Below are 12,769 nucleotides of genomic sequence, written 5' to 3' on the forward strand. Positions count from 1 at the left end.
GAATGCGCAGGCCTATACAAGATACGTCGCGCCGGCGCCAGATGCGAGACTGGCGCACCCTCCGGCAGAGGTCGCAGCCTGCGACCTGGAGAACGGGAGCAGCGCTGGATCAGCAGTCTGGCGCCGCGCGTGCTTGCTCGCTTTGCCGTTCCTGCTAAAAGGCGCTCCGACAATGCGTGACGCCCTTGCTTCAAGCGTCCGCCATCGACGGAGCCGAAATGTCCAAGACCAAAGACGTCAAGAAAGTCGTGCTCGCCTATTCCGGCGGCCTCGACACATCCATCATCCTGAAATGGCTGCAGACCGAACTCGGTGCCGAGGTCGTCACCTTCACCGCCGATCTCGGCCAGGGCGGCGAGCTGGAGCCGGCGCGCCAGAAGGCCGAGATGATGGGCATCAAGGACATCCGCATCGTCGATGTGCGCGAGGAATTCGTCTCCGACTTCGTCTTCCCGATGTTTCGCGCCAACACCGTCTATGAAGGCACCTATCTGCTCGGCACGTCGATCGCGCGGCCGCTGATCTCCAAGCATCTCGTGGAGATCGCCAAGGAGACCGGCGCCGATGCGATCGCGCATGGCGCCACCGGCAAGGGCAACGACCAGGTGCGTTTCGAACTATCGGCCTATGCGCTGAACCCCGACATCAAGGTCATCGCACCGTGGCGCGACTGGTCGTTCAAGTCGCGCACCGATCTGATCAATTTCGCCGAGCAGCACCAGATCCCGGTGGCCAAGGACAAGAGGGGCGAGGCGCCGTTCTCGGTCGACGCCAACCTTCTGCATTCCTCCTCCGAGGGCAAGGTTCTCGAAGATCCGTGGAGTGAGCCGCCGGAATTCGTCCACCAGCGCACCGTTTCGCCGATGGACGCGCCGGACGAGGTCACCGAGATCGAGATCGAATTCCTGAAGGGCGACCCGATCGCGCTCAACGGCAAGAAGCTGTCGCCGGCGACAATGCTGGCGGCGCTCAACGATCTTGGCCGCGACAATGGCATCGGCCGGCTCGACCTGGTCGAGAACCGCTTCGTCGGCATGAAATCGCGCGGCGTCTACGAGACCCCGGGCGGCGCCATCCTGATCGTGGCCCACCGCGCCATAGAATCGATCACGCTCGACCGGGGTGCGGCGCACCTCAAGGACGAGTTCATGCCGCGCTACGCCGAACTCATCTACAACGGCTTCTGGTTCTCGCCCGAGCGCCTGATGCTGCAGGCGATGATCGACAAGAGCCAGGAAGACGTCGAGGGCACGGTGCGCCTCAAGCTCTACAAGGGCAATGTCATGGTTACCGGCCGCAAGTCGAAAAAGACGCTCTATTCCGACGCGCTGGTCACTTTCGAGGACGACCGCGGCGCCTACGACCAGAAGGACGCCGCCGGCTTCATCCGCCTCAATGCGCTGAGGCTGCGCACGCTGGCCGCGCGCAACCGCAACAAATAGGCATGCGCCGTCTCGGCCTGGTGCCGCTGGTCCTTCTGGCGGCACCGGCCAGGGCCGGGGATTTCGACCCCGCCTCGCTCGACCTTGCAGCGCTCATCGAATGCAGGGCCGACCTGCCGGCCTATAACGGCTTTGCCCTTTGGCTCGCAAGCGAACCCGGGGCGGTGGAGAAGCTCAGCTGGAAAGAGGTTGCGTCAGGCAATCCATTCCTCAGCCAGTATCAATTGCCCGCTCCGGTCCATGTCTTCGGGCTTGAGACGGCGACAATCGTCTTCACCGCGACAGGGCCGATGGCCGTGCTTGACGGCATTGCCGCGCCCGACCTCGCCCGGCAGCTCGGCGTCCCGGCGACGGTCTCGACGCCGGACAAATTCCTCGGCGAGAGAGTCGTGGCCGAAAGCACCGACGAGAGTGGCGACGTGAACCTTTCCACGCGCGTCACGCTCAATGTCTCGACCGTCGATACCCATCCCGGCAGGACGCTGGCCGGCTGCTCCTACGTGATTGATGTGAAATAGAAATCCGGCATTGCACCGAGTTCGATTGAGTCAGGTGAAATACGCCCCGGCTAAGGAATTTGACCGACGCATTGGTGAACCCGCATACCTTGGCGGTTAGCCGGGAACACCACCGCTTCGTCATCCACGGGCGGAGCAAGGAGCGTAGCGACGCGGCGCAGACCCGAGGATCCATGCCGGGACTCCAACGCTTCGCCACGGTGCAGAATCCTGCTCCGCTGCACTCCACGGCCGAGGTCACGGAATGGATCCTCGGGTCTCCGCGACGCCGCTATGCGGCTGCTCCGCCCGTGGATGACGAAGTTAGAGGTCTCGGCCAACTCCGAACATCCGCTACGCTCCCGCGCAACAAAAAGCCCGGCGCATGGCCGGGCTCTTGCTCGAACAGAGGCTTCAATCAGTTGGCATCGATCGCGTCGGCGATGCGGGCGATGGCCTGCTGATAGACGTTTGCCGAATTCCAGCCGGCAATCGCGCCCATATTGGCGCTCGCGCTCGCGCCGGCCCGCCAGCCATGACCCTTGAGGTAGTTGGCGGTGGAAGCCAGCGCTGTGGCCTTGTCGCGCAGGTTTCCGTTGCCGACCGCATATTTCAGGACATTTCCGGGCAGGAACTGCGTGTGGCCGACCTCGCCATGCATGGCGCCGACCGACGAGGAGGTCAACGCGCCGCGATCGACCAGCTTCAGGGCCGCGATGGCATGCGGATGGAAGTAGTCCGGGCGGCGGCAATCATAAGCAAGCGTCAAAATGGCGGAGACCGTATTCTGGTTGCCCATGGAAGCGCCGAAGCCGGTCTCCATGCCCCAGATGGCGAGCAGCACGCCCGGCGACACGCCATAATTCCGTTCGATCTGGCTGAACAGCGCCGCGTTCGACTTCTTCAGCGAGCGGCCCTTGGAAATGATCGCGGCTCCGCCACGGCGCTTCATGAAATCGTCCACCGAGCCGCTGAACGCCTTGTGGATGGCGCGGTCGGCCGAGATCGTCCTTGTTGCGTAGGTCGCGCCGGCCAGCGCGGCCAGGCCCTTCGCGCCGACACCTTCGGCCTTGGCGTCCGCGGCAAAATCCTGCTTCCAGGCATCGAAGCCGGCGCCGGTCTTGCCGCAACTCCCGGCCGCCTGCGCGCCCGTCGCCAGCCCAAGCACCGCCACCAGTGCGGCCGCTAAAATCCTACCCTTGGCAAGTAATGCCATGTCTTTCTCCTGGTTGCCTGATTCACGTCCCGGCGGGAATTTGCCAGCGAAACGCGCCTTTGTCACCGTCCTGTGGCGCGATGCTGGCGAATGCCGGGGAATTTGCTTACGATCAAGTGATTATTGTGGCGGGGTCGAAATAGCCATGGAAGACGTTGATGTCGTGATCATCGGCGCCGGCTCGGCGGGGCTGTCCGCGGCCAAGACCGTGCAGGCCGCGGGCCTCTCCTTCAAGCTGCTCGAGGCCATGGACCGCATAGGCGGCCGCGCCTGGACCAGCGACCGGCATTTTGGCGTCCCTTTCGACATCGGCTGCGCCTGGCTGCATGCCGCCGACCGCAATCCGTATTTTCCCGAAGCCAAGAGTGCCGGCTGGACCCTGCACCACCACGATATGAACGTCGACCACCTCTACTACCGCAAGCGCAAGGCGAGCGAGGCCGAGGAAGCCGAGATGAAGGCAGCCGATGCGAAGCTGTTCGAATTGCTGGCGAAACATGAGGTCGGGGTAGGCGACGACGACCGCCTTTCCGCATTGCTGGAAAAAGGCCATGCGCCACGCGCGGCCGCCACCTTCGCCGGGCCGATGGATTTCGGCGCCGATGAGGACGAGATTTCGATCCGCGACTTTCAGGCCGCCGCCGATCTCGACCCCAACTATTTCAGCAAGGAGGGTTTTGGCGCGCTGGTCGCGCGTTTCGGCGCCGGCTTGCCGGTCGAACTGTCGACGCCGGTGCGCCAGATCCTCTGGGACGTGCCGGGCGTCGCCTGCGTCACCGACCGCGGCACCATCCGCGCCAAGGCGGTGATCGTCACCACCTCGCCGGCGGTGCTTGCCTTCGAGGAGATCGCGTTTTCACCTGCCCTGCCCGACACCCATTTCGGCGCCTTCTTCGACCTGCCCATGGGCATGCTGACCAAGCTGCCGGTCGAAATCACGGGCACGAGGCTCGGCCTGCAGCCCTTCGACGACCTTTTGATCGAACGAATGGCCAGGCACGACATCTATTTCCTGTGTTTCCCATTCGACCTCGACCTGATGGTCGGCTTCGTCGGCGGCGATTTCGCCTGGGAGATGTCGGCCGCGGGTGAGGCCGCCGGCATCGACTTCGTCGTCGACCGGCTGTGCGGGATTTTCGGCGGCGATACGCGCAAACATGTCGGGCGCGCCATGATGACCAATTGGGGCGGCGAACGCTTCGTGCGCGGCGCCTATGCGGCTGCCCGCCCTGGCCGCTCGCAAGCGCGGGCGGCACTGATGCAGCCGGTCGCGGAAAAGATCTTCTTTGCCGGCGAGCATGTCGCCGGCCCGCTGATACAGACTTGCGGCGGCGCGCGGCTGTCGGGCGAGGCGGTGGCCAGGCAGGTCGTCGCCCAGCTTGCGGCGAAATAGTCTCGATGGAATGCGGAACGCCGGCCCGCGGTTCGCGTTTGGGCACGGGCCGCCATGCACACCGTGCCTCCTCTGGTGAATCGAGACAGACATGAAACTCTTCGACTGCCCGCATTGCGGCCACCGTCTCTATTTCGAGAACGCGCAGTGCCTGAACTGCGGGAGCCTCGTGCTCTACGATCCCGAGCATGCCCGCTTTGCCCTGTCGGGGGCGGACGGCACTTTTCAGTGTACCAATGCCGATGAATGCGCCTGCAACTGGATGGCCGAGCCGGGGCAGGTCTTTTGCCGTGCCTGCGGGCTGAACCAGCTGATCCCCGATCTCTCCGTCGACGGCAACCGCCGCCGCTGGATCCGGGTCGAAGCGGCGAAGAAGCGAGCCATCTATTCGCTGCTCGCCTTCGGCCTGCCGGTGGCGCCCAAGCAGGCGCCCACGGACGAGGCCGGCCTCGCCTTCGACTTCCTCGCCGATCCGATCGGCGGCGGGCCCGGTGGCGAACGCATCCTCACCGGCCATGACAATGGCCTGATCACGCTCAATGTCGCCGAGGCCGACTCCGCCGAGCGCGAGAAGCGTCGCGTCGAGATGGGTGAGAACTATCGAACGCTGCTCGGCCATTTCCGCCATGAACTCGGCCACTACTACTGGGACCGCCTGATCCGCGACGATCCACGCAGTCTGGATGCTTTCCGCGCCTTGTTCGGTGACGAGCGCACCGATTACGAACAGGCGTTGAAGACTTACTACGCCAACGGTGCTGCGCCCGACTGGCAGCAAGACCACATCTCGGCCTACGCCACTTCGCATCCCTGGGAGGACTGGGCCGAAACCTGGGCTCACCACCTGCACATCACCGACACGCTGGAGATGGTCCATGCGCTGAACTTCCCGCTCGGCCGGCTTGAGACGGTGGAAGCCAACGATTTGCCGCGGGGCGACACGGGCGGCGAACTGCAGGCGGCCCCTTCGGAACCCGCCAACACGCCCGAGCCCTTCGACAAGATCCTTGCGCGCTGGCTGGTGCTGTCGGAAGCCTCCAACTCGATCAACCGCTGCATGGGTCTGCCCGACCTCTATCCCTTCGTCATTTCGGACGTGACGGCGCGAAAACTGGCTTTCGTTCACGACCTTTTGACCGGCCTGCCGAAAGGTGCGGGAACAAATCGTGAGGCGGCGCAGGCGTTTTAGCCGGAACGCATGCGCGACTGCCCCGTTTTCACCGCCGAGGGACCATGAAAACGGAGAGAAACCATGAAATCCCTATTGTTTCCCACAATCGCCGGGATGATGACCGTGATGTCGGGTGCCGCCTTTGCCGACACTGCCGTCTCGGCCGTCACCGATCTCAACGTGCGCGCCGGACCCGGCCCGCAATATCCTGTCATCGGCGTGCTCGCCGCCGGCCAGTCGGCGACGCTCAATGGCTGCATCGAAAACAGCAAATGGTGCACCATTGCCGAAGCCGGCGGCCAGGGCTGGGTCTATTCCGACTATGTCACGGCCGATTTCAGCGGCAGCCGGGTGGTGCTGACGCAGCGTCCGCACGGCTCCAGCGTCGCTGTCGTCTCGCCGCCGAAAGACATCGGCGACTATTCGACCGACTATACCGGGGCGATCGTCGCCGGCGAGCCGGTCGAGGACGCCTTTCCCCCGCCTCCGGCCGAAGTGCGCACCTATGTCGATACGCATCGCCTCGACCCCGTCTATCTCGACGGCGAGGTGGTGACCGGCGCCACCTTGCCCGACACAGTCGAGCTGCGCGAAATTCCCGACTACAACTACCGCTATGTCTATGTGAACGGCCAGCCGGCGCTGATCGATCCCCAGACACGGCGCATCATGTACGTGGTGCGTTGATGGAAGCCGGCGGTCGCGATCGCGGCTGCTGGCAACAAACGGAATAGCCGTTCCTACCCGCGCGGCGCCTGGGTGCCGCGCGGTGTTTGTTCGCGCATTGAACCCTGACGAATAGCAATTCCGATTTCCGAGGCCATCGGCTAGATCAGAGGCGATGGATTCGGGCGAGGGGCTCAGCGTGAAGATCGACGACACTGCCTTCGAACGCTACCGGCACTCGCCGAACGCCAGGACGACCTTGCTGCGTCTCTTCCTCGGAACGCTGATCGTCGTCCTGCTCTGGGCCGTCACCACCGCGGCCGTGCTGTTCGGCGGCACCTATGCCTACTTCGCCTGGCAGGCGGCTGCTTCGCCGTCCGGCATGCAGGATTTCCTCGCCTCGCCGATCGGCATCCTCAGCGCCCTCGCCTCCTTCGCCGGCATCTGGATCGGCCTGTGGATCGCCATGCGATGGGTGCATGGCGAACCGCTGTCGGCGCTGCTTGGCGTCAGCCGGCGCGTCTCCTGGCCGGACTTCCTCAAGGGACTGGTCGCGGTGCTGATCACCTCGGCTCTGTCCGAAATCCTGCTTTATTTGCTGCAGCCGGAGATCGCGCGCGGCACGATCAGCCTGTCTTCCTGGCTGCTGTTTCTGATTCCGATCGTCGCGCTCACCCTGCTGCAGACCTCGTCGGAGGAGGTGCTGTTTCGCGGCTACCTGCTGCGTGGCCTGGCCAACCGGTTCAGGAGCCCGCTCATCTGGGCGCTGCTGCCGGGCCTGCTGTTCACCTCGCTGCACTGGAGCAGCGCTTCGTCGCTTGCCATCAACGCTTGCGTGCTGGTCTCGATCGCGGCTTTCGCGCTGCTTCTGACGCTCGTGGTCTATGTCACGGGCAACCTCGGTGCGGCGCTGGGCGCCCATCTCGGCAACAATCTGGCCGGCTTCCTGCTGATCTCGCACCAGGAGAGCTACAACTCCTTCGCCCTGTTCATCGCGAGGCCGCTCGAAGGCCCCGGCTGGATGACGTCGGATGCCATTCTCATCGCCCTTATCGGCATCGCCTGCAGCCTGCTGACGATCGTGCTGCTGCTGCACCGCCGCTCGCCGCTGAAGGTCACGGCCGAGCTCCCGAGCGGTGCGAAGGCAGGCTGATCGGGGCGCGAGGAACGGCGCGATCTGGCCCTTGTCTTGACTCTGCGGCCGATTTCCTGTCTACACGCCTCGAATTCCGCGACGAGTATCCCTCCGAGCAAGCCGACCAGGACGCCGAAGCCTCTTTGAGGCGGGTGCTATAAAGAGATCCTGGAGGCCAACACCCGGCAGCGCAATGCGCCCCCGGGTGCTTTTTGGTTTTGGGCTTTGCTTTTGCTTGGACAGTTGGCGTGAACGCATTACCTCTCGGGTCGAATGAACCGAGATCGAAGGACGCAAGATGTTTGAATCGCTGCAGGAGCGCCTTGGCTCCATCCTGAACGGCCTGACCGGCCGCGGCGCGTTGTCGGAGGCGGATGTCTCGGCGGCACTGCGCGAGGTGCGCCGTGCGTTGCTCGAGGCCGACGTGGCACTGGAAGTGGTGCGCTCCTTCACCGACAAGGTCCGCGAGAAGGCCGTCGGCGCCGCGGTGCTCAAGTCGATCAAGCCCGGCCAGATGGTCGTCAAGATCGTCCATGACGAGCTGGTCGACATGCTGGGCGCCGAAGGCGTCGCCATCGACCTCAATGCGCCGGCGCCCGTCGTCATCATGATGGTGGGCCTGCAGGGCTCCGGCAAGACGACCACCTCGGCCAAGATCGCCAAGCGGCTGACCGAGCGGCAGAACAAGAAGGTTCTGATGGCCTCGCTCGACACGCGGCGTCCCGCCGCGCAGGAGCAGCTGCGCCAGCTTGGCGAGCAGGTCAAGGTCGCGACGCTGCCGATCATTGCCGGCCAGAACCCGGTCGATATCGCCAAGCGCGCCGTGCAGGCGGCCAAGCTCGGCGGCCACGACGTCGTCATCCTCGACACCGCCGGCCGCACTCATATCGACGAGCCGCTGATGGTCGAGATGGCCGACATCAAGAAGGTGTCGAGCCCACACGAAATCCTGCTGGTGGCGGATTCGCTGACCGGCCAGGACGCCGTCAATCTGGCGAAGAGCTTCGACGACCGTGTCGGCATCACGGGCCTTGTGCTGACCCGCATGGACGGCGATGGTCGTGGCGGTGCGGCGCTTTCCATGCGTGCCGTCACCGGCAAGCCGATCAAGCTGATCGGCACCGGCGAAAAGATGGACGGGCTGGAGGAATTCCACCCCAAGCGCATCGCCGACCGCATCCTCGGCATGGGCGACATTGTCTCGCTCGTCGAAAAGGCCGCCGAGAACATCGACGCCGAGCAGGCGGCGGCGATGGCCAAGAAGATGCAGTCGGGCAAGTTCGACCTGAACGACCTCGCCCAGCAGCTTCAGCAGATGTCGAAGATGGGCGGCATGGGCGGCATCATGGGCATGATGCCCGGCATGGGCAAGATGAAGGACCAGATGGCCGCCGCCGGCCTCGACGACAAGATGTTCGGCCGCCAGCTCGCCATCATCTCCTCGATGACCAAGGCCGAGCGCGCCAATCCGGATATGCTCAAACACTCGCGCAAGAAGCGCATCGCCGCCGGTTCCGGCACCGACGCGGCCGAGATCAACAAGCTCCTGAAGATGCATCGCGGCATGGCCGACATGATGAAGGCGATGGGCGGCAAGGGCAAAGGCGGCGGCCTGATGCGCGGCATGATGGGCGGCCTCGCCTCCAAGATGGGCCTTGGCGGCATGATGCCCGGCGGCCCAGGGGGTATGATGGGCGGCGGCATGCCCGATCTGTCGAAGATGGATCCCAAGCAGTTGGAAGCCTTGCAGAAGCAGGCGCAGGCCGCGGGCCTCGGCGGCATGAAAGGCCTGCCTGGGGGTCTTCCCGGTGGCGGCCTGCCCGGCCTTCCCGGCGGCATGAAACTTCCGGGGCTTCCCGGCCTCGGCGGAGGCGGACTGCCGGGCCTTGGCAAGAAGAAGTGAGAATACGGATGAATGAAGAAAAGGACATGGCCGACGCCCGCACCATCCTGGCCGGCTATCGCGCCTCGATCGACAACATCGATGCCGCCCTCATCCACATGTTGGCCGAGCGCTTCCGCTGCACCAAGGCGGTCGGCGTGCTCAAGGCCGAGCATGGCCTGCCGCCGGCCGACCCGGCGCGCGAACAGCAGCAGATCGCCCGTCTTCGCCAGTTGGCCAAGGACGCGCATCTCGACCCCGATTTCGCGGAGAAGTTCCTCAACTTCGTCGTCCGCGAAGTGATCCGCCACCACGAACAGATCGCCGCAGCCAACGGCGTGACGAAAACCGGCTGAGAAATCTCAGCTAAATCCAATCAAACGAAATCAGAGCTTTTAGGAGAAAAGAAATGGCACTGAAGATCAGACTGGCCCGTGCGGGCTCGAAGAAGCGTCCTTACTACCACGTCGTCGTTGCCGACGCCCGTTCGCCGCGTGACGGCCGGTTCATCGAGTCGCTCGGCTCGTGGAATCCGCTGCTGCCGAAGGACGGCGAGCGCGTCAAGGTTGACGCCGACCGCGTCAAGCATTGGCTGTCGCACGGCGCCCAGCCGACTGACCGCGTGCTGCGCTTCCTCGACGAGGCCGGCCTTGCCAAGCGCGACGCCCGCTCCAACCCGAAGAAGGCGGAGCCGGGCAAGAAGGCCCAGGAGCGCGCGGCCCTTCTGAAGAAGGCGCAGGAAGACGCCGCCGCCGCGGTTGCCGCCGCTGCAGCAGCTCCGGCCGAGGCGGAAGCCGCCACGGCCGAATAAATATTGCTTCATCGCATCGACGAAACGGCGGGCCTGTGCCCGCCGTTTTGCTATTGTCCGGCAATGCCATGGCATTCAGGCTGGCGGAGCGGATGGGCGAACAGGCAGTCACGGAAGAAATCCTGTCCGGTGGCGTTGCCGGAACGCTGTTGCGATGCGCTGATGCCACGACGGGTGTCGTTGTGTTGAGCGGATCGAGCGGTCGTATCGATGCCGCTCGCGCAGGACTGTTTACCAGGGAAGGGGCATCCGCGCTCGCGCTCCAGTGGTTCGGCGGCGAAGGCCAGGTTCCTGGCATCTGCGAAATCCCTCTCGAGACGTTTTTCGCGGCAACGGACTGCCTTGTCGGGTTGGGCTGCCGCCGCATCGTCTATGTCGGCACCTCGAAAGGCGCCGAAGCATCCTTGCTTGCGGCGGCTCATGACCCGCGCATCGATGCCGTGGCTGCGATCAGCCCGACATCGGTGGTTTGGGGAAATATCGGGCCGGGCCGCGACGGCATGGGCTGGCCCGAGCGCTCTTCATGGACGCTCAAGGGGATTCCACTCCCGTTCGTTCCAACCGACCCGCATTGGAACTCGAGCCGTGTCGATGGCCTTGTGTCCTACAGGGGGCTTTTCGAGCAATGCCTGACAAGCTTCAGGCAGGAGGCAGACAGGGCCGCCATTCCCGTCGAGGCCATTTCGGCGGAGATTGTGCTGGTCGCGGGCGGCGATGACGCACTGTGGCCATCGCTGGATTTTGCCCGGTCGATTGTCCGGCGCCGAAAGGATGCCGGAAAGGCCACGCGCCTCGTTTGCGCCCCCGGCGCGGGCCACCGCATCCTGCTGCCGGGTGAAACCACGCCACGGTCGGGCTCGCACGCACATGGCGGCAATGATCTTGCCGATGCGCATCTCGGCCGTGACGCGTGGCAGGCCATCCTGGAACTGCTGTAGAAACGGCGGGCCTGTTGCCCGCCGTTTTGCCGGCTACAGTCCAGCGCCGGTCAATAGCCGCGCGGGCAGCGGTCTACATAGACACGGCCGTGACGGTCGCGATAGCGGCATTGGCCGCGTTCGCTGGCATGGCCGATCAGGGCGCCGGCAACGGCGCCAACCGCGCCTCCGACGACTGCGCCCTGGACCGGATCGCCGGCCACGGCTGCGCCGATCGCGGCGCCACCAAGGCCGCCTACCGCGGCGCCTTGTTCCGTCTGCGAGCACGCACCGAGCGCCGTCGCCAACACCAGAATAGTCAGGATTTTCTTCATTTTCGTTCCTCTCACACGCGGATCGCCGTCTCGCCGCCGAGTCCTTAACTCTCAGACGGCTGATTTGATCCCGAGGACAATGACGATCTCGACCATGCTCGGTCGAGCGAGCAGTTCGTCCCACGCCGATCATGCCTCGCTGAGACGCTTCAAATTGGCGAGCCCGGCCTCGAAATCCCTGCCGATCAGCGTGTCGAAATTCATGAACAGGCCCATCAGCTTGGCGATGAAGGGGCGGCTGCCGCGCATGGCCCAGCTGACGGCGGTGTTATCGCCCGAAGGCGTCAAGGTGAAGTCGACGCTGTTGCTGGCCCGGAACGGCTTCTCGAAATCGAGCTTGAGCGACACCAGCGAGGACGGCACTGAGTTGACGATCTCCATGCGCCCCTTGCCGGCCTTGCCATTGCCTTCCCAGGCATAAACGGCACCCCTCCCGCTTTGCGCGCCGGAGAGCGTTCGCTTCATGTCGGGGTCGAGCTTTTCGTAAGGCGACCATGCCGGCCAGCGGCTGAAATCATTGATCAGCGGGAAGAGCGCTTCCGGCGGGGCCTTGATGGTGGCGGTGCGGGTGGTAACGAAATCATTGGGCCGCGTCGCGGCATAGATGAGGACGGCGGCGATGATGACGAGCAGAATGATGAGGATGGTGCTGAACATTTTTCTCTCCCTAAAGTAGAAAAGTGTGAAGCGGTTTTCCCGGGAAAGCGCATAGCGCTTTCTCCAGGGATTGCGTCAAAACAGTGAGACTATCGGCTGAACGGGAGCAATGCGCGCAGCCTGGGGTCGCGCAGGAACAGTCCCGCCCACAGGATGACACCGAGATAGACGCCGAACAGCGTGTGCGAGAACAGCGGGCTGTCGATGCGCAGCTTGGTTGCGATGGCGCCGCCCATATAGGCGGTGAGCAGGATGGCGCCGAGCACCGAAGTGCGCGGCCAGGCGTAGAGCGCCGTCGCGATCAGGCCGATGACGCCGAGCATGCGCGCGACGTTCGGATCTGCCGGCCAGCCAAGAGGCACCATCGTCTGGGTGACGATGTCGAGCGGCGGCAATTTGATGGCGCCGTCGAAGATCATGAACAGCACGATGATGCCGCTGAGCACGCGGCCGGTCCACAGGGCGCCAGTCGAAACGGGTGCAACTTCGGAAATGCTCATTGATGTTCCCTCCGGTGATTCAGGTTCAGGCGCCGGCCTTCTTGGCGAAGGTCGATCCAAGGACGCGCGGCGGGACGATGACCCGACACGCCACGGATTCTTTTTGCTGTCCGGTGCGGCGGCCCTCGACGCGACATCGGGACCGCG

The 12,769-nt window shown here is 64.4% G+C and carries 14 protein-coding genes; 10 read left to right on the forward strand and 4 right to left on the reverse strand.

Annotation, left to right across the window (positions count from 1 at the left end; genetic code table 11):
- Window positions 1–218: 218 nt before the first annotated feature.
- Entirely contained in the window at window positions 219–1,442 is a 1,224-nt protein-coding gene (locus FJ977_RS31805; RefSeq protein ID WP_140776143.1) for an argininosuccinate synthase, read from the forward strand.
- A 2-nt stretch (window positions 1,443–1,444) separates the two neighbouring features.
- The gene (locus FJ977_RS31810) at window positions 1,445–1,960 is read left to right on the forward strand and encodes a hypothetical protein (protein ID WP_140776145.1); all 516 of its coding nucleotides are present in this window, start codon (window positions 1,445–1,447) and stop codon (window positions 1,958–1,960) included.
- Between the two features lie 397 nt (window positions 1,961–2,357).
- On the opposite strand, the gene FJ977_RS31815 is transcribed toward FJ977_RS31810, so the two are convergent.
- Window positions 2,358–3,155 (reverse strand): lytic transglycosylase domain-containing protein, encoded by a 798-nt coding sequence (locus FJ977_RS31815; RefSeq protein WP_140776147.1) that lies wholly within the window; start codon window positions 3,153–3,155, stop codon window positions 2,358–2,360.
- Window positions 3,156–3,300: 145 nt separating this feature from the next.
- On the opposite strand from FJ977_RS31815, the gene FJ977_RS31820 reads away from it, so the two are divergent.
- The 8 genes from FJ977_RS31820 (at window position 3,301) to FJ977_RS31855 (ending at window position 11,151) form a co-directional block, all read left to right on the forward strand.
- Window positions 3,301–4,548: an NAD(P)/FAD-dependent oxidoreductase gene (locus tag FJ977_RS31820; protein WP_140776149.1), complete on the forward strand. Its 1,248-nt coding sequence runs from the start codon at window positions 3,301–3,303 to the stop codon at window positions 4,546–4,548.
- A gap of 91 nt (window positions 4,549–4,639) precedes the next feature.
- On the forward strand, window positions 4,640–5,737 hold the full coding sequence (locus tag FJ977_RS31825) for a putative zinc-binding metallopeptidase (RefSeq protein WP_140776151.1): 1,098 nt from the start codon (window positions 4,640–4,642) through the stop codon (window positions 5,735–5,737).
- 63 nt (window positions 5,738–5,800) lie between these two features.
- Entirely contained in the window at window positions 5,801–6,406 is a 606-nt protein-coding gene (locus FJ977_RS31830; RefSeq protein WP_140776153.1) for a DUF1236 domain-containing protein, read from the forward strand.
- A 178-nt stretch (window positions 6,407–6,584) separates the two neighbouring features.
- On the forward strand, window positions 6,585–7,538 hold the full coding sequence (locus tag FJ977_RS31835; RefSeq protein WP_140776155.1) for a type II CAAX endopeptidase family protein: 954 nt from the start codon (window positions 6,585–6,587) through the stop codon (window positions 7,536–7,538).
- A gap of 280 nt (window positions 7,539–7,818) precedes the next feature.
- The gene (gene ffh, locus FJ977_RS31840) at window positions 7,819–9,423 is read left to right on the forward strand and encodes a signal recognition particle protein (protein ID WP_140776157.1); all 1,605 of its coding nucleotides are present in this window, start codon (window positions 7,819–7,821) and stop codon (window positions 9,421–9,423) included.
- A gap of 8 nt (window positions 9,424–9,431) precedes the next feature.
- Window positions 9,432–9,758: a chorismate mutase gene (locus FJ977_RS31845; protein WP_019862096.1), complete on the forward strand. Its 327-nt coding sequence runs from the start codon at window positions 9,432–9,434 to the stop codon at window positions 9,756–9,758.
- A 53-nt stretch (window positions 9,759–9,811) separates the two neighbouring features.
- Complete coding sequence (gene rpsP / locus FJ977_RS31850; protein ID WP_010912392.1) at window positions 9,812–10,213, forward strand: 30S ribosomal protein S16; 402 nt, start codon at window positions 9,812–9,814, stop codon at window positions 10,211–10,213.
- Window positions 10,214–10,305: 92 nt separating this feature from the next.
- Window positions 10,306–11,151 (forward strand): acyl-CoA thioester hydrolase/BAAT C-terminal domain-containing protein, encoded by an 846-nt coding sequence (locus FJ977_RS31855; RefSeq protein ID WP_140776444.1) that lies wholly within the window; start codon window positions 10,306–10,308, stop codon window positions 11,149–11,151.
- A 50-nt stretch (window positions 11,152–11,201) separates the two neighbouring features.
- Here the strand turns inward: FJ977_RS31855 and FJ977_RS31860 are convergent, their stop codons facing one another.
- The 3 genes from FJ977_RS31860 to FJ977_RS31870 form a co-directional block, all read right to left on the reverse strand.
- Entirely contained in the window at window positions 11,202–11,465 is a 264-nt protein-coding gene (locus tag FJ977_RS31860; RefSeq protein ID WP_140776159.1) for a glycine zipper domain-containing protein, read from the reverse strand.
- 129 nt (window positions 11,466–11,594) lie between these two features.
- Window positions 11,595–12,122 (reverse strand): SRPBCC family protein, encoded by a 528-nt coding sequence (locus FJ977_RS31865; RefSeq protein WP_140776161.1) that lies wholly within the window; start codon window positions 12,120–12,122, stop codon window positions 11,595–11,597.
- Window positions 12,123–12,211: 89 nt separating this feature from the next.
- Complete coding sequence (locus FJ977_RS31870; protein WP_140776163.1) at window positions 12,212–12,622, reverse strand: DoxX family protein; 411 nt, start codon at window positions 12,620–12,622, stop codon at window positions 12,212–12,214.
- Window positions 12,623–12,769: the final 147 nt, after the last annotated feature.

The sequence above is a fragment of the Mesorhizobium sp. B2-1-3A genome (assembly GCF_006442655.1).
Classification (GTDB): Bacteria; Pseudomonadota; Alphaproteobacteria; order Rhizobiales; family Rhizobiaceae; genus Mesorhizobium.